Below are 22,320 nucleotides of genomic sequence, written 5' to 3'. Positions count from 1 at the left end.
TTAGGAGGAAAAATGAACGCACAACAAATATTTAATGGAATAACCATTGGAATGTCATATGCCTTAATAGCAGTAGGTTATTCATTAGTTTTTGGTATTTTGCGTTTGGTAAACTTTTCTCATGGGTCGGTATATGCTTTTGGAGCAAATATAATATTATATTTGATTTCTAAAAATATTGGCATTATACCGGCCATACTTTTAGGAATAGTTTTTACCGGCGCTTTAGGTATATTAATTGACAAAACATCCCTTGAACCATTAAGAAAGGCAAAATCAGAACCTATAGCCTCCCTTATAACAACAATAGGTATTTCAAACATAATAAGTAATTTACTTATAGCATCCTTCGGAAGTCAAAAAAGACAATTTCCGGCCTTGTTCCCAAGTAAAACAATACAATTTTTAGGAATAGACATTCAATACACCCAATTAGGAATGTTTGCAGTATCTCTAATTCTTATGCTTTTACTTGTAGCTTTAGTAAATAAAACAAATATAGGACTTGCAATGAGAGCATCTCAACAAAATATAAAAGCAGCACAACTAATGGGAATAAATGTAAACTTTATAATTTCATTTACCTTCTTTTTAGGCGGAGTATCAGCAGCTATAGCAGGTTCATTAGTAAGCAGTTACTATTCAATGGCATATCCAAACATGGGATATATGGCAGGCTTAAAAGCCTTTGCAGCAGCAGTTTTAGGCGGTATAGGAAGCTTGCAGGGTTCATTAGTAGGTGGACTTTTAGTAGGATTGAGTGAATCTTTTGCAGCAACATATTTAGGCTCAGAATATAGAGATTCCATGGCATTTATTATATTAATAATAGTATTAATAATAAGACCTAATGGTCTCTTCGGTAAAAAAGGCGTTGAGAAGGTGTAATATGAAAAATTCAAAAAATAATTTTGCAAAACTTTTTTCAGCAATAGATAAATTTAAAATATATCTTTTCATTATCGCGATTATAGGTCTAATAGCAATTCCTTTTTTACATTTAAACAACTACATCATAAATATAATTATAAAAATAATAAATTACATCATTATGGCTTTAGGGCTTAATATCCTCGTAGGAATGACCGGTCTTGTATCCTTGGGACAGGCAGGCTTTGTTGCCATAGGAGCTTATACTACATCAATATTAATGATTAAATTTAATGTAAACTTTTTTCTTGCAATAATTGTAGCAATAATAATTTCAGCAATAGCAGGATTTGTTATGGGTCTTCCTACTCTTAGGCTTAAGGGTACTTATCTTTCAATAATAACTTTGGGTTTTGGAGAAATAATAAGAACTGTAATAATTGTCTGGGAAAAAGTTACAAACGGGCCATTAGGTCTTAGAAACATTCCATTGCCATCTATTTTCGGTTTTAAATTATCAATGTCAAATGGGGGATTGTATATTTTAACAGTAATAACAATGGTCCTTGTCATCTTGTTTATATATAGGCTACAAAATAGTAAAACAGGAAGAGCCTTTAGAGCAATAAAACAAGATGAAACAGCAAGTATAATGATGGGTTTAAATACAACTTATTATAAAGTATTGGCATTTTTATTATCAGCTGTAATATGTGCCATAGCAGGATCAATTTATGCAACTCAACTGGGTTACATAGACCAAAATACATTTACTTTTGATATGTCAACAATGATTTTAAGTATAGTAATACTTGGAGGAATGGGCACTATAAGAGGTATGATTATAGGATCAGTAATTTTAGTAGTTTTCCCAGAATTATCAAGAAGCTTGATGGACTACAGATTTGTTTTATACGGAATAATACTTGTAATTATGATGAGATTTAGACCTCAAGGCTTACTTGGTTGGAGAGATGTAAATGATTATAAACTATCTAAAAAGGTATTAACCGATCTTAAAAACATAGAAGGAAATGGTGCAAATTATGAGTGAGAATATATTACTAAGCGCTGAAAATATTTCAATTAACTTCGGTGGAATAAAAGCTGTTGATGACTTTACTTTTAATATAAAAAAAGGTGAGATAGTAAGCATTATAGGTCCCAATGGAGCGGGAAAAACCACAGCATTTAACTTACTGACAGGAGTTTATAAACTAAGTTCAGGAAAGATATTTTTTAAGGGAGAAGAAATCCAAAATAAAATTCCTCAAGAAATTGTAAAAAGAGGAATAGCCAGAACTTTTCAAAACATAAGATTATTCAAAGACATGAGAGTAATTGAAAATGTAATGATAGGAAATCATATTAATACAAAATATACTTTGCTGGATTCCATATTAAGTAATAAAAAGTTTAGAACCGGAGAAGATGAAAGTGCTTTAAAAGCTATAAAAATATTGGATTCATTAAACATGCTGGACAAAAAAGATTCTTATGCAGACTCTCTTCCATATGGTGATCAAAGAAAAGTAGAAATAGCAAGATCCATAGCAACAGGAGCAGAGCTTATATTACTTGATGAACCAGCAGCAGGAATGAACCCTCAAGAATCTGAAGAACTCTTAAGTTTTATAAAAAGTTTAAAAAATTTAGGAATAACAGTACTTTTAATTGAACATGACATGAGTGTAGTTATGAATGTATCTGACAGAATTTATGTTTTAGATAATGGAAAATTAATAGCTCAAGGAATTCCGGAAGAAATAGTAAATAACAAAGAAGTTATAAAAGCATACTTGGGGAGAGAAGCAGATGTTACAAATTAAAGAACTTAACACTTATTACGGTTCAATACACGCATTGAAAGATGTAAGTCTGAATGTTGAAAGTGGAGAAATAGTTAGTTTAATAGGAAGCAACGGTGCAGGGAAAACCACTCTTGTAAACACAATATCAGGCTTATTAAAACCTAAAAAAGGAGAAATCCTATTTGAAGGAAAGAATATAGAAAGACTTGAAGCCTATAAAATATTAAGACTTGGAATTTCTTTATCTCCTGAAGGAAGAGAAGTTTTTCCAGATTTAACAGTAAATGAAAATTTAATGTTAGGTGCCTTTACTATTAAAGACAAAAAACAAATAAAAGAATCATTTGAAGAAGTTTTTGAACTATTTCCAAGATTAAAAGAAAGAGAAAAATCTTTTGCAGGAAACTTATCAGGTGGAGAACAACAAATGTTAGCCATAGGAAGAGCCTTGATGTGTAAACCTAAATTGCTCCTTCTTGATGAGCCATCCCTAGGACTTGCTCCTAACATAGTTGATTTAATTTTTGACTTAATATTAAAAATAGCAAAAACTGGAATCACCATAATGTTAATAGAACAAAATGCCTATATGGCTTTAAATATTTCAGATAGAGCTTATGTATTAGAAAATGGAAAAATTTCAATGCAAGGCAATGCAAAAGACATAATAAATAACAAAGATATAAGAAAAGTTTATTTGGGATTATAGGAGGGAAAAATGAAAAAAATTATAAATGACCCTAATAATGTTGTAGCAGAAACATTAAAAGGTTTAGAGTATGCAAATGACAAATTAGTATACGTTGAAGAATTAGAAGTAATAGCAAAAAAAGAAAAATCAGGAAATGTAGGAATCGTATCAGGAGGAGGTTCAGGACACGAACCAGCTCACGCAGGATACGTTGGAAAAGGAATGCTTGATGCAGCAGTTGCAGGAAATGTATTTTCATCTCCAAGCCCTGATAGAATTATTGAAGGAATAAGAAGAGCAGATAGCGGAAAAGGAGTTCTTTTAGTAATAAAGAATTATTCTGGAGACATTATGAATTTCGACTTAGCAAAAGAACTTGCAGAATTCGAAGACATAGACGTTGAAAGTGTAGTAGTAAGAGATGACGTAGCCGTTGAAGACTCAACATATACAGCAGGAAGAAGAGGAATAGCTGGAACAATATTCGTTCATAAAGTAGCAGGAGCTGCAGCTTTAAAAGGTTATAGTTTACAAGAAGTAAAAAGAATTGCACAAAAAGCTTGTGACAACATAAGAACAATGGGAATGTCCATGTCTGCATGTACAATTCCTGCAAATGGAAAAGCAAACTTTGAATTAGGGGAAAATGAAATTGAAATCGGTATGGGAATCCATGGAGAACCCGGTGTAGAAAAAACAAATATAAAAACATCTAAAGAAATAGCAGAAGTTCTTTTAAAACACATATTTGATGATAAAGACTTTTCAGGAAAAGAAGTTGCTTTATTAGTAAACGGATTAGGAGCAACACCTTTAATGGAACTTTACATCTTAAACAAGGATGTTAGAGAAATCTTAGAAACAAAAAATATTAAAGTCTATAAAAATTTAGTTGGAAATTATATGACTGCATTAGACATGTCAGGATGTTCAATTACATTAATGGAACTTGACGATGAATTAAAAGAAATGATAGATGAAAAATGCGAAACTAGTGCATTAACCATTAACTAATTAAGGAGAAATCATGAAGATAAATACTATAGATTATTTAAAATATATAGAAAATGTTTATGAAAAATTGCAAAACAATCGTGAATATGTAACAAATCTTGACTTAGCCACAGGCGACGGAGATCATTGGAATAATATGAACATAGGCTTTGGTGATTTATTAAAAAATTCAGAAAAATATAAAGATTTGCCTATGGACCAATTATTTAAAAATATAGGAATGACTATGATGTCAAAAATTGGAGGCTCATCAGGAGTTTTATATGGTGGTGCATATTTAGCTGCTGCAAAAACCCTTAAAGGTAAAGAAGAATTTGACCTAGAGGACATATATTTAGCCTTAAAAACAATGGTTGAAGATATGAAAAAAAGAGGCAAAACTGAAGTCGGATCAAAAACAATGATTGATGCTTTAAATCCTGCCGTTGAAGAATTGGAAAAACATTTAAATTCCAAGGAAGAAGACCTTGTAAAAATTTTTGAAAATGTAAAAAATGCAGCTATAAATGGAGCTGAAAGCACAAAAGATATGCCAGCTATTAGAGGCAGGGCAAGCTATCAAAAAGACAAGGGAATAGGACACTTAGATCCAGGCGCAGTAACAATGGCTTATCAAATAGAATTGCTTTGCGACTACATTTTAAATAATAAAATAGGAAAGTGATAAGATGGAGAATAAAAGGCAACTTGTTTTAGATGTTATAAATGGTAAAAAAACAGAAAGAGTACCTTTAGGATTTTGGCATCATTTTATTTTAGGAAAAGATCAATTCATGGGCTTAGAAGACCCATCTTTGTTAGAAAAAGCCTATAAGGGACATGTAGATTACTATAAAAAAACAAATCCAGACATAATGAAAATTATGAATGAAGGATTTTTCGGATATCCACCAATAATGGATAATGATTTAAAAACAGCAGAAGACCTAAAAAAAATAAAATCCATAGGAGAAAATCATCCCTGGATACAAGAACAAGTAAAATATATAAAAAAACTTGCTGCAGAATTTAGCGATGAAGTTTTAACATTTTATAATGTATTTTCACCTTTACAAACAATAAGAATAAGATTGGATTTTTTAGATCAGGAATATGACAGATTTGTTTATTTAGCTGAAAACTTTCCTGAAGAATTTAAAAATGCTGGTTTAGAAATTTCAAAAGACATACAGATTTTAGTAAAAAAATTACTAACAGAAACAAGTCTTGACGGAATATATTATTGCGTTCAAAACATACAAAGTAAAATGTATGACAAAAATAAATATGAAGAAATAGTAAAGGTATCAGAACTTCCAGTTTTGGAAGTAGCAAACAAATATTCAGACTTAAATATTTTGCATATGTGTGGTTACGCAAGATACACAAATGATTTAAGTTTTTATAAAAATTATGAAGCAAGAATTTATAATTGGGCGACTTTTACAGAAAAAATATCAATAGGAGAAGGAAAAAAACTTTTCCCTGAAAAATGTATTTTAGGTGGATTTGACAATAATCCAGGAACCTTAATAGACAAGGGTTCAAAAGAAGAACTTGAAGCTTATACAAAATCTCTTATTGAAAAATATAAGGACACATCATTTATAATTGGTGCTGACTGCTCCATACCAAATGATATAGACGACAATCAAGTAAGAATTATTTCAGATGCAACGTATAAATTTATGGATGGTGAAAAAAATGAATAAAAAAGAAAGAGTAGAAAATTTTTTAAATTGTAAAGATGTTGACAGAGTACCTACAGCATTTTGGCATCACTTTGTATCATTTCATGACCATTACAATGGTAATGATCCTGAAATTTATAAAAAAGTAGTAGAAGGACAAAAAAAATATATAAAAGAATTAGATCCAGATTTAATTAAAATAATGTCAGACGGATTTTTTGGACATCCAAGCGTTTGTGAAAGAAAAATTGAAACAATAGAAGACTTAAAAAGAATAAAATCAGTAGGACCAGATCATCCTTGGATACAAAAACAAGTTGACTTTGTGAAAGAAATTTGTGACTTTGCAGGAGAAGACACTTATAAATATTATAATTTATTTTCTCCCCTACAATATATTAGACTTAGATTTGAAGAATATGATGAAGATTTTGAAAAATTTGTAAGATTATTTAAAGAATCTGAAGAAGATATGATAAAAGCAGCAAAAGAAATAGCAATAGACATAAAAATCTTAGTAAAAAAATTATTTGAAAAAACAAGTGTAGACGGAATTTATTACAGCGTTCAATCAGTGCAAGATAAATCTTTTGATGAAGAAAAGCATAAAAAAATAGTTGAACCCTTAGATCTTGAAGTTTTAAATGAAATTAATAAAATAAACGACAATGTTATGCTTCATATTTGCGGATATGGCCACTATACAAACAACTTAGCATGGTATAAAGACTATCCAGCAAAAGTATTTAACTGGGCAACTCACACTGAAAACATAGGTCTAAAAGAAGGAAAAGAAATTTTTGAAGGAAAGGCAGTCTTGGGAGGATTTGACAACAATAACGGAACTGTATTATACTCTGCTTCAGAAGAAGAACTAAAAAAGGAAATATTTAAAATACTTGATGAAGTTGGAACAAGAGGAGTTGCTCTTGGAGCAGACTGTACAATTTCTCAAGACATAGATATAAATAGGCTAAAATTAGTAGAAAAAATTGCAGGGGAATACAAATAGTAAGTAGGTAAATATGAAAGAAAATTTAAGCGATAAAATTTATAAAATAATAATAGATGAAATAGTTGCAGGAAGAATTAATCAAGAAACTGTTATTACTGAAAGGGTTCTTGTTGATAAATTTAAAATATCAAAATCTCCAATACGTGAAGCTTTAATTAAATTAAGTGTTGATAACATCATATATAGCATCCCGAGATTTGGATACAAAATCAATCTGTTTGACAAAAATTATCTGGATAGTATTTTAAAATTTCGCTTAAATATTGAACCTAAATATTTGGAACTGTACTTTGACAAAATAAGTGAATATGATTTGGCTACAATAGAAGCTAATATAGTAAAAATGGATAAAAATGCATTTGCAACTCCGATGGAATACTGGAGAAAAACAAGTGCTTTTCATATTGAATTAGCACGCTCTTATAAAGATAAGTTTTTTTATGAAATGTTAAAAAATATTTTAAATAAGCAACTTATTACATTTTCTTTACTTTATTGGGATGACTGGTCTAATATTTTAGACACAAAGTTAAGAAATAACCATATAGGAGTGTTAAATGAAATAAAAAATAAAAACAAAGAAAAAGCCATTGAATTACTAAAAGCTGATATCCAATCATTTTAACATAAGGAGATTTATGGACATATTAGAAGAATTAATCGAAATAGTAAAAGGAGATTCACAAAGAGCTTTAGGCTGCACTGAACCTGTTGCAGTAGGATATTGCGCAAATGTTTGTGGTTCTCTTATAGATGATAAAGATAAGATAAAAAATGTAGAAGTTATAGTATCAAAAAATATATATAAAAACGGAAAATCTGTTTACATTCCTGTTGTACAGGAAAAAGGTCTTATGCTTGCAGCAAGTTTAGGTATTTTTGCTGATAAAGTTGAAGACGGTTTTATGGTTTTCAGTAAGATAAACAAAGAAATAATAGACAAGGCAGAAAAATTTATTGAAGAGGGTAAAATTACTTTAAGAGAAGATAATACTCCTAATGATGTCTATGTTGAAACAATTATTGAAACAGACAAAGATAAAGGAACAGTTATAATTTGCGGCGGACACACAAAACTCCAAAAAGTTATAAAAAATGGGAAAGTTTTATATGAACAAAGTAATGAAAAAAGCGAAAAAGAAAACTCCTTTAACTTAAAAGATTTATCTTTTCAAAAATTGAGAGAAATTGTAGAAAACGCACCTGAAGGGACCTTTGACTTTACTCTTGAAGGAATTGAAATAAATAAAAAAGCAGCAATTGCCGGATTAGATAAAGAAAATAGTTTAGGTTCAACTTTAAAACGTTTAAGGGATGAAAATATTTTACCTAAAAATTTTATAACAGAAGCAAGAATAATGACTGCCGCAGCTGCAGACATGAGAATGAGTGGACAAAATTATGAAATTATGACATCAGGAGGATCAGGCAACCAAGGTATAGGAGTAATTTTGCCTATTGAAATAGTCGCAAATTATGAAGATGTTTCAAAAGATAAATTGGCAAAAGCACTATTTTTCGGTCATATCTTAAACAGATATGTAAAAGAATACTCAGGAAAATTATCGGGTATGTGTGGATGTGCAATAGGAGCAGCAGTAGGAGCAACTTGCTCAATAGCTTGGCTCTTAGGAGGCACAGATGAAATGATAGCAGGAGCAGCAACAAATGTTTACGCAAACTTAACAGGAATGGTTTGTGACGGAGCAAAAGAATCTTGCTCAATGAAACTGTCAACCTCAGCAGAAGAAGCTATAATTTCAGCATATCTGGCAGTAAACGGCATGATTTCAGATAAATCAACAGGAGTCGTAGGAAAAACTATAGAGGAAACAATCTCCAACATAGGAAAACTCTCAAGGACAGCATTTAAAAACGTAGATGATGTAATGTTGGAAATAATAAAAGCAAACTAAATAAAGTAAATAAGACCGTAAATACGGTCTTATTTTTTTAGTCTAAAGGAGGGTCAATTGGTGCAAAAATATTTGATTTAACAGAGATATTAAAAAGTGACAAGTTACCAGAAGTTGATAAAATAGGGAAAATTTTAAAAAATAAGAAATGGAAATAATTAATTAGCATCTAGATTTTATAGATGCTTTTCTTATACCTAATTTTAAGGAGGCTGTAATATAAGATATTTATTCTCCTAAGACTGATTTTTTATAATTTTTTATATTAAGCCCTCTTTTTTCATAAGGGATAACTCTCTTGAAAGGGCAGGCCTATTACAAGTTAAAAATTTCGCCAAATCCTCTCTGGATAATTTATTAGAAAATAAGGAGTCTTTACCATATTTGTCTATATATTTATTAATTTTTTCCCTAATTTTAGGTTTAGAATATATATCTAATTTGTAAGTTAAGTATGAAATTTGCTCATTATACAATTTTATAATATTTTCCATAAAAATCGGTCTGCTTGAGCAGGACCTTTTATTTTTTTCAAAGATTTTGCTAACATCAAGGGCTAAAACTTTAGAATCTTTTTTTGCAACCATAAATCTATCAGATAGGGAGGAAAAATTTAAAGAAAAAGAATCTGAAGTCTCATAAATTCTATCTATAATTTCCTTATCATCATCTATTGCAGATAGATCAATTCTTCCATTCAAAACTATACCTGCCTTAAAGCCCTTAGAAAAATCATATAGATATTCGCCTTTACTAAAAATTAAGGTTTTATGCTCAATACAAGAAAGTATGTGCTTTATAGTATCTTCATCTAAACCATAAAATAATTTGCTTTTTAAAATAATTTTTTCCATAAAATCCCCCTTTGTTGCTTCTGCAACTGCAACAAAAATTATCTATGCTATAATTATAAACGTAATGATAATTATTATCAAGGAGGAAAAAATGGAAAAGAATAAAATTAGCTTTGGACATGATTTTTTAAAGATGCTTGGTAGAACAAGACTTAGACCAGGCGGAGGTCTTATGACCGATTGGTTACTTGATCAGGTAAAGATCGATAAAGATATGAAGGTTTTAGAAGTTGCTTGCAATAGAGGAGATAATCTCATAAGAGTTTATACTGAATATAAGTGCAAAATAATAGGTATAGATAATGACCAAGTTGCCATAGAACAAGCCTTAGAGAATATAAAGCTTTTAGGTTTAGAAAAGGAAATTGAAGTAATGAATATGGATGCCTTAAAGTTGGATTTTGAGGATGAAACATTTGATTTAATAATCAATGAGGCAATGCTTACCATGCTTCCAAATGAAGAAAAAGCAAAGGCTCTTAAAAATTATCACAGGGTTTTAAAAAAAGGCGGTTATTTATTAACTCATGATGTTGCAGTGGAAAATGAAAGTGAAGATATAAGAAGGGAACTTTCAAAATTTACAAATATGAATGTGTATCCTCTAACCATAGAAAATTGGAATAAAGTTTTTATAGAAAATTCTTTTAGACCTTTTTCACAAAGAACGGGTAAGATGATTCTATTAGACAGGGATACAATTATAAAAGATGAGGGACCAGTAGGGGCTGCAAATTTTTATAAAAAAGCCTATTCAGAAGAAAATAGGGATAGGTTTGCAAAAATGATAGAAAGGTCTAAAAATTCAAGCATTTCATATATAGTTTTAGCAAGTAAAAAGGTGGATTAGATGAAAGCTATTAAAAAAATATCATTAATTTTATGTCTAGTTATATTTGTCTTAACAAGCATGACTGCATGTGGCAATGGAAAAACTGAGCAAAAGTCGGAAGGTAAAGAAGTAGTTAAAACTGAGGAAAAGAAAGAGGAAGAAAAGACAGAACAAGGCAAGGCTGAAAATAAAAAAGTTAGAACAATTACAGACCATACAGGCAATAAGGTAGAAGTTCCAGAGAAAATTGAGAGAATAGTAATAGATCAAATTCCAATTTTATCTACTTATATGGCTTATCATCAAGGAAAGGCTCCATACATAGTAGGATATGCTGGATCACTAAAGCAAGTAATTTCAAATACAGTTTTAAAGGATATAGCTCCAGAGCTTCTTGATAGCCAAAATACAGTTCAAGCTCAATCTGACATTAATATTGAGGAAATAATGAAGCTTAAACCAGATGTTATTTTTTACAATGCTTCGAATAAAGAACACTATGAAACTCTTAAAAAGACAGGGATTCCGTGTGTAGGATTTGCTACAGTTGGCACAAATGGACCAGCTGACCCAATAGATAGGTACACACAATGGTTAAAGCTCTTAGAAGATGTATTTGGCGAAAGCGGAAAGACAGATGATTTCATAAAAGCAGGTCAAGATATTGTAAAAGATGTTGAAGAAAGAATTTCAAAAATAGATGATAGTAAAAAACCAACTGGTGTGATTTTATGGAAGTATGTTGAAGGAGTACCAATGGTTGCTGGTAAAGGTGTTTTTGGAGATTTCTGGCTAAAGAGAATTGGTGTTAAAAATTTAGCTGATGAAACAAAAGGCTTTGCCAAAGTTTCTATTGAACAATTTTATCAATGGAATCCAGATATACTTTATCTTGATGGACCTGGTCTTCTTGATATTACAACAAAAGATGTATATGAAAATTCAGTAGAAGGTATCAATTTTTCAAATATGAAAGCTGTTAAGGATAAAAAAGTTTATAATACTAAGCTTGGCATGTGGAATTGGTTTACACCAAATCCGGACGGACCACTTGTCCTAGCATGGCTTGCAAAATCAACTTACCCAGAAGAATTTAAAGACTATGATCTAAAAGCAATGATTAAAGATTACTATAAAACATGGTATGATTATGAATTAACAAATGAACAAATTGAGGATATGTTTGATATATGATTAAAGAAATCTTTATCAAAGATAAAAAGATAACAGCAAGCTCATATGTGATACTAATTAGTCTACCTATATTGATCAGCGTTTTGGCACTTGCTATTGGGAGAATGCCTCTAAGCATCAGACAGATTGTAGATTTTTTCAATGCTTATTTAAGCGGGAGGGATTATGACCCTATGCTTGAATCAGTAATAATAAATGTGAGATTACCAAGGATTATTACTGGCATAGTAGTAGGAGCTGGTCTTTCCACAGCAGGTCTTGCCTTCCAAGGGGTTTTTTCAAACCCCTTGGCAACTCCTGATATATTAGGGGTAAGCTCAGCTGCAAGTCTTGGAGCTGTAATTGGTATACTTTTATCGCTTTCAACCTTATCTATTCAAGTCTTTGCTTTAGCTTTTGGATTAATTGGAGTAGTTTTAACCCTTTATATTGGCAAGAGTAGAACTAGGTCATCAACGATAATGCTTATACTCGCAGGTCTTGTAGTTTCCTCATTATCAAATGCTCTAGCGTCTCTTTTAAAATATACAGCAGACCCGACAGATAAGTTGCCAGCCATCAGTTATTGGCTTATGGGTTCTTTTGCAAGATCATCTTATAAAAATTTGATGTTATCTGCGCCCCTAATAATTTTGGGAGTCATCATAATAAGACTATTGATATTTAGGCTAAATATCATGAGCCTATCAGAAGATGAAGCAAAAAGTCTAGGAGTTAATGTAAAAAAAACTAGGCTTATTTTTATATTTGCATCAACACTTATTACAGCCTCATCTATATCAATGTGTGGGCAAGTCGGATGGATTGGTTTGATAATTCCTCACATGGCAAGGATGATGGTGGGAGCTAATAATACTCATACTCTACCTTTTAGCATATCTTTAGGAGCAAGTCTTATGGTACTAATAGAGGCTTTATCAAGAACGGTTTCTGTAATAGAACTACCTATTTCAGTTCTTACGGCAATAATTGGAGCTCCAATTTTTATAAGCCTAATTAGAAAAACTGGGGGTGGGTTCAATTAAATTAGAAGTAAAAGACGCAGGATTTTATTATGATAAAAATCATGAATTATTTAAAAACTTATCTTTTAGTCTGGCTCAAGGTCAGGTTTTATCTATCTTAGGGCCCAATGGTGTTGGTAAGACTAGCCTTATAAGATGTATATGTGATTTTGAAAAATGGAAACTAGGAAATAGTTTTATGGATGGAAAAGATATTTCAAGTTTTAATAGAAGGGACTTATGGTCTAAGATATCATATGTTCCTCAAAAAAGATCATTTTCTTTTGAATATTCTGGAATTGATATGGTAGTGTTAGGGCTTTCTAGTAAACTTGGACCATTTGCAAAACCAGGCACAAGAGAATATGAGAAGGCAAATAATATTATGAAAAGCTTATCTATAGAAAACCTTAAAGACAAGTCATGTTCTGTGATGAGTGGAGGAGAACTTCAGATGGTTCTCATAGCCAGAGCCTTAATTTCAGATCCAAGCTTAATCATATTAGATGAGCCGGAAAGTGGCCTTGATTTTAAAAATCAGCTAAAAATAATTTCATTAATCAAAAAACTATCCAAAATAGACAATATCAGTGTTATTATAAATACTCATTACCCAGCCCACGCTCTTGAAGTAGCAGATAAATCCTTGATGTTAATGGAAAATGCTAGGCATAAAATAGGAAAAACATCTGATATTATCTGTAAGGAAAACATGAAGGAAGCCTTTGGGGTAGAGGTTATACTTGAAAAAATAAAAAACGATAAGAAAGAATATAATACTATAATACCCATTAGCATAGCAGGTGATTAAAATGAAAAATATCAGTAAGGGAAAAATATTGATACCAGAAGAGGTCATACCCATAAAAGACCATCAAACTATAAGCAAGAAACTTGTAGATTTGTATGATCTTCACATCTTACTTATGAGTCTTGATCAAAACACCAGCATTTCCCCTGAATTTTATGCTGAAGAAAGAATATATTTTGTTTTAAAAGGTGAGCTTAAATTTAATAATGAAAGGCTTATAAATAACGAACTAATACTTTTTGAAAAAAATAAACTTTTTGACATAGAAGCAAGGGAAAAAAGTATATTTTTAGAAATCGCAATTAACTTAGAGGAGGAAGAAATGAAAAACATTGACAAAGGAAAAAAAATTAAACTAGTTGACTATTTAGATTATGTAGATGGAGGAATTGCAAACATTGACCTTGCTTCAAAAGATGATTTTAGGTTAGTTATTATGGCTTTTGATGCAGGAGAGGGACTAAAACCACATAAAGCTCCAGGAGATGCTCTCGTCCTAGCACTTGAAGGTAAAGCAAAGCTTCTTGTGGGAGATAAGGAAATTGAGATTGAAGCAGGAGAGCAATTAGTATTTCCGGCAAATGTAATCCATAATGTAACTGCAATTACAAGATTTAAAATGTTATTAATCTTATCTATAGATAAATAAAAAAGAAATTGAATTATTTTTTAATCATAAAGTTAACCCTTTAAATTAAATCAAATACCAGAGTAAGTATTAAAGCTTACTCTGGTATTTATTTTTCCTCTCAGTCTAAGTTTTGTAATTTTATATTATGCTATAATATTAACATGAAGCAGTAAAAAGTTTAATAAAATATATACATAGGAGAAAGAAATGGCTAAAGTAGAAAATAATGAAAGCACACAAAGAGCAGAACTACATAGAAAAATATGGTCAATAGCAGACAATGTTCGTGGAGCAGTAGATGGTTGGGACTTTAAGCAATATATTTTAGGAATTTTATTTTATAGATTTATCTCTGAAAATATAACCGAGTTTTTTAACTCCGCAGAACATGAAGCAGGGGACATAGACTTTGATTATGCAGAAATTTCTGACAAAGAAGCAGAGGAATATTTTAGACCAAACACAGTTGAAGACAAGGGTTTTTTTATATTACCCAGTCAGTTATTTAAAAATATAGTAAAAAAGGCAAAAGACAATGAAAATTTAAACACAGACTTAGCTAACATATTTAAAGCCATAGAAGGCAGTGCAGTAGGCTTTGCATCAGAAGATGATATAAAAGGACTATTTGAAGAAATAGACACCACTAGCAACCGTTTAGGAGGCACAGTAGCAGAAAAAAACAAAAGGTTGACTGACATCTTAACAGGTATAGGAGAAATAAATTTTAAAAACTTTCAAAACAATGAAATAGATGCCTTTGGAGATGCTTATGAATATTTGATTTCCAACTATGCAAGCAATGCCGGTAAATCTGGCGGAGAATTCTTTACACCTCAAACCGTATCAAAACTTTTAGCAAGACTCGTAATGGAAGGGAAAACAAGCATTAACAAGGTATATGATCCTACCTGCGGTAGCGGCTCTTTACTTTTGCAGATGAAAAAACAATTTGATGAGCACATTATAGATGAGGGTTTTTTCGGACAAGAAATAAATATGACCAACTTCAACTTGGCTCGTATGAATATGTTTTTACACAATGTAAATTACAATAATTTTTCCATAAAAAGGGGAAACACACTATTAAATCCCTTACATAAAGATGAAAAACCCTTTGATGCTATAGTTTCCAATCCGCCCTACTCAATAAAATGGGTAGGCGATGGAAATCCAACCCTTATAAGTGACGAAAGATTTGCACCAGCAGGGAAATTAGCCCCAAAAGCCTACGCAGACTATGCCTTTATAATGCATTCTCTTGCCTACCTATCAAGTAAGGGCAGAGCCGCCATAGTATGCTTTCCAGGAATATTTTATAGAAAAGGTGCAGAAAAAACTATTAGGCAATATTTAATAGACAACAACTTTATAGACTGCATAATACAACTGCCGGAAAATCTCTTTTTTGGCACCTCAATAGCAACTTGTATTTTAGTAATGGCAAAAAATAAGACGGAAAATAAGGTCTTATTTATTGATGCAAGTAAAGAATTTAAAAAAGAAACAAACAACAATATCTTGGAAGAAAAAAATATTAATACAATAGTAGAAGAATTTAAAAATCGTGAAGATAAGGAATATTTCTCAAGATATGTAGATAGAGATGAAATAGTAGAAAATGATTATAATCTTTCGGTTTCTACTTATGTTGAAAAGGAAGACACAAGAGAAAAAATAGACATAAAAGTCCTTAATAAGGAAATTGAAGAAAGAGTAAAGAAAATAGACCAGCTTAGAGCTTCTATAAACCAAATAGTAAGGGAGCTTGAAGATGAGTAAGATGGATGAACTTTTAAGAAATGAAAAGGTGGAATGGAAGAAGTTAGGGGATATTGGAACATTTTATGGTGGTATAACAGCAAAATCTAAATCAGATTTTATAAATGGAAATGCGAAATTTATAACATATAAAAATGTGTATTCAAACCCAGCTACTATATTATATTCTGATGAAAAGGTCAAAATTAATAAAAACGAAAATCAAAGAAAGCTAATGTATGGAGATATTATATTTACTGGTTCATCAGAGACACCTGAAGAATGTGGAATGTCTTCAGTAATAACTGATGAATTGACAGAAAATGTTTATTTAAACAGTTTTTGTTTTTTTCTTAGATTAAATAATAAAGATATACTTTTACCTAATTTTTCAAAACATTTATTTAGGTCAAGTGCTATTAGGAAGAAAATTGTGAAAACGGCATCTGGAGTAACGAGATTTAATGTATCAAAAGATTTAATGAAAGAAACTGAAATTCCAATCCCATCTTTAGAAACTCAAGGGAAAATTGTAAAAATACTTGATAAATTTACAAATTATGTTACTGAATTACAGGCAGAATTACAGGCAAGAAATAAGCAGTATGAATACTATAGGGATATGCTTTTAAGTGAAAAATATTTAAATAACAAATCGATGGAACTTTTTCTTAAATGCAATAATTCTATTAAAAAATGCAAACTAAAAAATGTTGCAAAAATTACAAGAGGAAAAAGACTTGTTCGTAGTGATCTTGAAGAGAAAGGCAAATTTCCAGTTTTCCAAAATAGTTTAAAACCATTAGGATATTATTATGATAAAAATTTTTCTGGTAATAAAACTTGTGTAATATCAGCTGGCGCAGCTGGGGAAATTTTTTATAGAGAAAATGACTTTTGGGCAGCTGATGATGTTTTTGTAATAGATAGTGATTCAATTTTAAACAAATATATTTATTATTTTTTATTGAGTAAGCAAAAATTAATAAAAACTAAAGTCAGAAAAGCAAGTGTACCAAGATTATCAAGAGAAGAAATAGAAAGATTAGAGATTTTAATTCCAAGTGTTGAATTACAAAAAGTGATAGTTGAGGTTTTGGATAAGTTTCAAGACCTGCTTTCTGATACTCAGGGTTTGTTGCCAGAGGAAATTGAAAAAAGACAAAAACAATATGAATATTATCGTGAAAAACTCTTGACATTTGACGAAGAATATGTAGAGAGAGAGAGAGAGAGAGCATATCTCTCTAACTCGTATTTAAAATTTCTTAAAGAAGCTGGAGAGATTGTTGGAGTTAAATTATTTAATATTAAGTGGGAAAATCTTGGCTCAGTTTCGGAGATTGTTCTTGGAGGTACTCCTAGTAAAATAAAACATGAATATTGGAACAATGGAAATATTCCATGGATGAGTAGTGGAGAAGTAAATAAAAAAATAATTTATAATACAGATAATTTTATAACACAAGCTGGTTATGATAACTCTAGTGCAACTATGGTTCCTGCAAATTCAACGGTAATAGCTTTAGCAGGTCAAGGAAAAACTAGAGGTTTGGTTGCAAGAATAAAAATAAATCTTTCTACAAATCAATCGTTAGCAACATTAGTTCCAAAAGATAATATAAATAATGATTATTTATATTACTATTTAGATAACCAATATATTAAATTACGTGAAGTATCATCAGGAGATGGAAGTCGAGGAGGTCTTAATAAAGAAATTTTAAAGAGATACCCAATTGTTATTCCTCCTATTACTATTCAAGAACAAGTGGTTTCTATCCTTGATAAGTTCGATAAGTTGGTAAATGACATTAATGAGGGTTTACCTAAAGAGATTCAGTTAAGACAAAAACAGTATGAGTATTATAGAGAAAGGCTTTTAAATTTTCCAAAATAGAAAGGAGATATTATGTCCGAAAAAACCACAAATTATGGCAGGTCAACTATTGCTGAAATGACAAATGGAATAATTTTAGCGAATTTTAAAAAGGATACAAGTTTTAGAGAATCTTCCTATCAAAGTGAAAGTGAACTTGAAAGAAAGTTAATTGATAATTTAAGGTCTCAAGGTTATGAATTTATAAATATAAGTTCCAAGGATGATTTGTATAGAAATTTAAAGAATCAAATTGAAAGGTTGAATAATGTTTCTTTTACAGGTGAGGAGTGGAGAAGATTTTTACTTGAATATTTAGATGCTCCTAATGATGGAATGATTGAAAAGACTAGGAAGATTCAAGAAAATAATATTTATGATTTTATTTTTGATGATGGTCATTTAAAAAATATTAAGATTATTGATAAGAAAAATATTTATAACAATTTTTTGCAGGTTATTCATCAATTTGCTCAAAAGGGAACTCATGACAACAGATATGATGTAACAGTTCTTGTAAATGGTCTTCCTCTTGTACATATTGAGCTTAAAAAAAGAGGCGTGAATTTACATGAGGCATATGACCAGATTCACAGATATGTTAAAGAGAGTTTCAATAGTGACGGATCTTTGTATAAGTATGTTCAAATTTTTGTTATTTCTAATGGTACTTACACCAGGTATTTTGCTAACACGACTGCAAAGAATAAAAACAATTATGAGTTTACTTGCGAGTGGGCTGATGCTAAAAATAAAGTAATTTGTGATTTAGAAGATTTTACAAAAACTTTTTTTGAAAAGCGTGTTATTCTACAGTTACTTACTAAATATTGTGTTTTTGATGTGAGCGATACTCTTCTTATAATGCGTCCTTATCAAATTGCTGCAACTGAAAGAATTTTATGGAAGATAAAATCAAGTTATGAAACAAAAAAATTCGGGAAAACGGAGGCTGGAGGTTTTATTTGGCACACTACAGGTTCCGGTAAGACTTTAACTTCTTTTAAGACTGCAAGGCTTGCTACAAGTTTTGATTTTATTGATAAGGTATTTTTTGTTGTTGATAGAAAAGATTTGGATTATCAAACTATGAAAGAGTATCAAAGATTTCAGCCGGATAGTGTAAATGGAAGTAAGGATACCAAGGAGCTTAAAAGATGCATTGAAAAAGATGATAATAGGATTGTGGTAACAACTATTCAAAAATTAAATGAGTTTGTGAAGAAAAATCCTAACCATGAAATTTATGATAAGCAATGTGTTCTTATTTATGATGAGTGTCATCGTTCTCAATTTGGAGATGCACAAAAGAATATAAGAAAGGCTTTTAAAAAGTATTACCAATTCGGATTTACTGGTACTCCGATTTTTCCAGAAAATTCCCTTGGCGGAGATACGACAGCGGGAATATTCGGGGCACAACTTCACTCATATGTTATTACTGATGCTATTAGAGATGGCAAGGTTTTGAAGTTTAAGGTTGATTACAATAATATAACTCCTAAATTTAAAAGTGCTGAAAAAGAGAAAGATGATTGTAAGTTAGAAAAATTAGAAAATAAAATGCTCCTTCATCCACAGAGAATTTCTGAAATTACTAAGCACATTCTTAGGGTTTTTGATACAAAGACCCATAGAAATGATTTTTATGATTTGAAACATAGAAGGCTCAATGGATTTAATGCTATGTTCGCTGTTCAAAGTGTTGATGCTGCAAAATTATATTATGAAGAGTTTGAAAAGCAGCAAAGCGATTTGCCTGAAGATAAAAGACTTAAAATAGCTACAATTTATAGTTTTGCAGCCAATGAAGAACAAAGGTCTATTGGAGAAATTTCTGAAGAAGATTTTAATGTTTCTGCTATGGATTCATCTGCAAAAGAGTTTTTGGATAAGGTTATAGATGATTATAATAAATATTTTAAGACAAATTTTTCCACTAATGGAAATGAATTTCAAAATTATTACAAGGATTTATCTCTTAAGGTGAAGGAAAAACAAATTGATTTACTTATTGTGGTAGGCATGTTTTTAACGGGATTTGATGCACCTACATTAAATACACTATTTGTTGATAAAAATCTTAGATATCATGGACTTATTCAGGCTTTTTCAAGGACGAATAGAATTTTGAATAAGGTGAAAACTTTTGGAAATATTGTTTGTTTTAGGGATTTGGAACAAGCTACAAGGGATGCGATAAAAACTTTTGGCGATGAAAATAGTGTTAATATTATTTTGGAAAAGTCTTATGAAGAGTATATTAATGGTTTTAAGGATGAAGAAACAGGTAAGATTCAAAAGGGTTATGTAGAAATATGTAATGAGATAGTTTCTAAATTTCCGGAGCCTACAGGAATTATTTTAGAAGCTGATAAAAAAGATTTTGTAGAACTTTTTGGGGAACTTCTTAAAGCGGAGAATATACTTAGAAACTTCGATGAGTTTGAAAAATTTGAGAAAATTATTTCAGATAGACAAATGCAGGACATGAAGAGCGTCTATGTAGATATTAGAGAAAGTATTTTAAACCATAGGAGAAATGGCGAATCAGATAATGGACAAATTGATTTTTCCGACCTTGAGTTCCAAATAGATTTACTTAAAACAGATGAAATAAATTTAGACTATATTTTGGCTTTAATTTTGGAAAAGTCAAAAGAGCATGATGATGTGGAAAGCTTAAAGGCTGAAGTCAGAAGGGTGATTAGATCAAGTCTTGGCACCAGAGCTAAAGAGGGATTGATTATGGACTTTATAAATAGTACACGATTATCTGAATTAAAAAATACTGATGATATTCTTGAGTCATTTTATAGTTTTGCAAAGAAAGAAAAGCAAAAGAAAATTCTATCTTTGATTGAAGAGGAAAATCTTAAAGAATATTCAAAAAGGTTTATAGAAAAGGCTATCAGCAAGGGCTATGTTGAATATGCAGGAGATGAGCTGGACAGTATAATGCCCCCTGTTTCCCGTAGGCAAGGAGCAAGAGAAAAGAAAAAAGAATCTGTATTGGAAAAAATAAGAAAAATTGTAGATGTTTTTGTTGGAATATAAAATTTAATTGGAACTTATAAATCTATTTAAAAAACTTTTTAGATAGATTTTTGGGATTGAAAAAAAGCAGTTATTAAATCTTTTTTAATAGCTGCTTTTTTAGTTTTATTTTTTTATAAATATTTTTCTTGTATAGTCTTCGTTTAATTTACCTGTGGAAAATGTGTTGTATACATTTGTTGCAAAGACTTCTTTTTCATATATTGCTTTTATTTCCGGGCTAAGGTCTTTTAAATTTTTTTTGTTTGTAATTATTGGGTATTCAAGGTCTTTTAAAATTTCAAATCCTTTTGAGTTTCCGGCTAAAAGTCTTAGGTAGGGCAGATATAAATAATTTTTTATGTCTTCCTTTTTTAAGTCTAATATTTTTGAAAGTATTAGGCGTCTTATTCTTGAGGATGAATATCTTTTATTTGTGCAGGAATTAATAAATTCAGAAAAATTTTTGGCATCTAAATTTTTTAAAAACAGGTTTTCCATACCTATTTCATAGTCCATATAGTCTTTTAAGCTTGAATCTAAGAGGATTTGATGTTTAAAAATATGGTAATAGTTTTCCAAATTGTTGAGTTTTTGTTTTTTTATGCTTTCATAAGTTTCCAGGGGTAAAAAATTTTTTACGGATTTATTTTGAAAAATTTTTTTTCTTATTAGACTTGCAGATGCAAATTCTAAGGTGGAATCTTGGCTATTGTGGTCTACTCCCACTCTTTTTATGGTTTGGGCTGAAATTTCAGGGTTTATTTTTTTTATAGCTTTTAAATATTCAAGGCCCAAAATATTATTGGCTTTTTTTAGGGCATCTTTTTCTATTTTATTTAAAAAATCCATGGCAATAAGGGAAGATTTTTGATAGGAATAGCCTTTTTTTAAATTTTCTTTTAAATTTTCCCTATAAATATCTTTATTATTTTCTATTTTTTCCAAAATATTTTTTAAAATTTCAATTTTATCTTCAGAACCGAAAATAATTTTTTCAACTTTCAATTTATTCAAAATATTTATTGAAGCTTTTGCGAAAATTTCAGCATTTTGTGTTGAAAAATAAACGGGAAGTTCAAAAACTAAGTCTACGCCTAAATCTATGGCAAGTTTTGCTCTTTGGAATTTATTTATTATTGCAGGTTCTCCTCTTTGCACAAAGTTTGAAGACATGCATACAATAATTTTTCCATCGGGATACATTTCTTTAATTTTATTTATTTGATATAAATGACCCTTATGTAAAGGGTTATATTCTGCAACTAAACCTATTTTCATTTTATCACCATATTTATTATACAATTTTCATTTAAAATTTTTCCATCATT

The 22,320-nt window shown here is 30.3% G+C and carries 20 protein-coding genes and 1 pseudogene; 19 read left to right on the top strand and 2 right to left on the bottom strand.

The genetic code is table 11. The features are described 5' to 3' along the window. Window positions 1–12: 12 nt before the first annotated feature. The 10 genes from J2S72_RS01980 to J2S72_RS01935 are packed head-to-tail and all read left to right on the top strand — an operon-like array spanning window position 13 to window position 8,987. Window positions 13–888, top strand: coding sequence for a branched-chain amino acid ABC transporter permease (locus J2S72_RS01980; protein ID WP_023055217.1), 876 nt, complete (start codon window positions 13–15; stop codon window positions 886–888). A gap of 1 nt (window position 889) precedes the next feature. Beyond that, entirely contained in the window at window positions 890–1,924 is a 1,035-nt protein-coding gene (locus J2S72_RS01975) for a branched-chain amino acid ABC transporter permease (protein WP_023055206.1), read from the top strand. Continuing rightward, the gene (locus tag J2S72_RS01970) at window positions 1,917–2,699 is read left to right on the top strand and encodes an ABC transporter ATP-binding protein (RefSeq protein WP_023055197.1); all 783 of its coding nucleotides are present in this window, start codon (window positions 1,917–1,919) and stop codon (window positions 2,697–2,699) included. The genes J2S72_RS01975 and J2S72_RS01970 overlap by 8 nt, the downstream gene beginning before the upstream one ends. Next, entirely contained in the window at window positions 2,686–3,390 is a 705-nt protein-coding gene (locus J2S72_RS01965; protein WP_023055231.1) for an ABC transporter ATP-binding protein, read from the top strand. Before J2S72_RS01970 ends, J2S72_RS01965 begins: the two co-directional genes overlap by 14 nt. A 9-nt stretch (window positions 3,391–3,399) precedes the next feature. Next, window positions 3,400–4,386, top strand: a complete 987-nt coding sequence (gene dhaK, locus J2S72_RS01960) for a dihydroxyacetone kinase subunit DhaK (RefSeq protein WP_023055237.1) — start codon at window positions 3,400–3,402, stop codon at window positions 4,384–4,386. 13 nt (window positions 4,387–4,399) lie between these two features. After that, entirely contained in the window at window positions 4,400–5,050 is a 651-nt protein-coding gene (gene dhaL / locus J2S72_RS01955; RefSeq protein WP_307494889.1) for a dihydroxyacetone kinase subunit DhaL, read from the top strand. A 4-nt stretch (window positions 5,051–5,054) separates the two neighbouring features. Next, window positions 5,055–6,077, top strand: a complete 1,023-nt coding sequence (locus tag J2S72_RS01950) for a uroporphyrinogen decarboxylase family protein (RefSeq protein ID WP_023055214.1) — start codon at window positions 5,055–5,057, stop codon at window positions 6,075–6,077. Then, window positions 6,070–7,068 (top strand): uroporphyrinogen decarboxylase family protein, encoded by a 999-nt coding sequence (locus J2S72_RS01945; RefSeq protein ID WP_023055220.1) that lies wholly within the window; start codon window positions 6,070–6,072, stop codon window positions 7,066–7,068. Before J2S72_RS01950 ends, J2S72_RS01945 begins: the two co-directional genes overlap by 8 nt. Before the next feature lie 13 nt (window positions 7,069–7,081). Then, a complete protein-coding gene (locus J2S72_RS01940) occupies window positions 7,082–7,696 on the top strand; it encodes a GntR family transcriptional regulator (RefSeq protein WP_023055238.1) in 615 nt (204 codons plus the stop codon). A 13-nt stretch (window positions 7,697–7,709) separates the two neighbouring features. Then, on the top strand, window positions 7,710–8,987 hold the full coding sequence (locus J2S72_RS01935; protein ID WP_023055211.1) for an L-cysteine desulfidase family protein: 1,278 nt from the start codon (window positions 7,710–7,712) through the stop codon (window positions 8,985–8,987). Window positions 8,988–9,247: 260 nt separating this feature from the next. On the opposite strand, the gene J2S72_RS01930 is transcribed toward J2S72_RS01935, so the two are convergent. Continuing rightward, window positions 9,248–9,841 (bottom strand): Crp/Fnr family transcriptional regulator, encoded by a 594-nt coding sequence (locus tag J2S72_RS01930; protein ID WP_023055191.1) that lies wholly within the window; start codon window positions 9,839–9,841, stop codon window positions 9,248–9,250. Window positions 9,842–9,932: 91 nt separating this feature from the next. Here J2S72_RS01930 and J2S72_RS01925 point away from each other — a divergent pair, with 91 nt between their 5' ends. The 9 genes and pseudogenes from J2S72_RS01925 (at window position 9,933) to J2S72_RS01890 (ending at window position 21,010) form a co-directional block, all read left to right on the top strand. Further along, window positions 9,933–10,691, top strand: a complete 759-nt coding sequence (locus J2S72_RS01925; RefSeq protein WP_023055232.1) for a class I SAM-dependent methyltransferase — start codon at window positions 9,933–9,935, stop codon at window positions 10,689–10,691. After that, entirely contained in the window at window positions 10,692–11,867 is a 1,176-nt protein-coding gene (locus tag J2S72_RS01920; RefSeq protein ID WP_023055245.1) for an ABC transporter substrate-binding protein, read from the top strand. Then, the gene (locus J2S72_RS01915; RefSeq protein ID WP_307494888.1) at window positions 11,864–12,892 is read left to right on the top strand and encodes a FecCD family ABC transporter permease; all 1,029 of its coding nucleotides are present in this window, start codon (window positions 11,864–11,866) and stop codon (window positions 12,890–12,892) included. The genes J2S72_RS01920 and J2S72_RS01915 overlap by 4 nt, the downstream gene beginning before the upstream one ends. Beyond that, on the top strand, window positions 12,879–13,682 hold the full coding sequence (locus J2S72_RS01910) for an ABC transporter ATP-binding protein (RefSeq protein ID WP_023055246.1): 804 nt from the start codon (window positions 12,879–12,881) through the stop codon (window positions 13,680–13,682). Before J2S72_RS01915 ends, J2S72_RS01910 begins: the two co-directional genes overlap by 14 nt. A 1-nt stretch (window position 13,683) precedes the next feature. After that, a complete protein-coding gene (locus tag J2S72_RS01905; protein WP_023055202.1) occupies window positions 13,684–14,331 on the top strand; it encodes a cupin domain-containing protein in 648 nt (215 codons plus the stop codon). A gap of 189 nt (window positions 14,332–14,520) precedes the next feature. After that, the gene (locus J2S72_RS01900) at window positions 14,521–16,095 is read left to right on the top strand and encodes a type I restriction-modification system subunit M (RefSeq protein ID WP_023055244.1); all 1,575 of its coding nucleotides are present in this window, start codon (window positions 14,521–14,523) and stop codon (window positions 16,093–16,095) included. Continuing rightward, window positions 16,088–17,287, top strand: a pseudogene (locus J2S72_RS08730) (restriction endonuclease subunit S); the annotation flags it as partial. The gene J2S72_RS01900 and the pseudogene J2S72_RS08730, both read left to right, overlap by 8 nt. Further along, window positions 17,270–17,974 carry a restriction endonuclease subunit S gene (locus tag J2S72_RS08725; protein ID WP_370869440.1) on the top strand — a complete coding sequence of 235 codons (705 nt, stop codon included), beginning with the start codon at window positions 17,270–17,272 and terminating at the stop codon, window positions 17,972–17,974. The pseudogene J2S72_RS08730 and the gene J2S72_RS08725, both read left to right, overlap by 18 nt. A 12-nt stretch (window positions 17,975–17,986) precedes the next feature. Beyond that, window positions 17,987–21,010 carry a type I restriction endonuclease subunit R gene (locus J2S72_RS01890; RefSeq protein ID WP_023055242.1) on the top strand — a complete coding sequence of 1,008 codons (3,024 nt, stop codon included), beginning with the start codon at window positions 17,987–17,989 and terminating at the stop codon, window positions 21,008–21,010. A gap of 105 nt (window positions 21,011–21,115) precedes the next feature. Here the strand turns inward: J2S72_RS01890 and J2S72_RS01885 are convergent, their stop codons facing one another. Continuing rightward, window positions 21,116–22,270, bottom strand: coding sequence for a nucleotidyltransferase (locus tag J2S72_RS01885; protein ID WP_023055192.1), 1,155 nt, complete (start codon window positions 22,268–22,270; stop codon window positions 21,116–21,118). Window positions 22,271–22,320 lie beyond the last annotated feature (50 nt).

It is taken from the genome of Peptoniphilus koenoeneniae (assembly GCF_030812875.1).
GTDB lineage: Bacteria > Bacillota > Clostridia > Tissierellales > Peptoniphilaceae > Peptoniphilus_B > Peptoniphilus_B koenoeneniae.
Note: the sequence above shows the minus strand (reverse complement) of the source record. Positions and strands in the feature narration are given on the sequence as shown.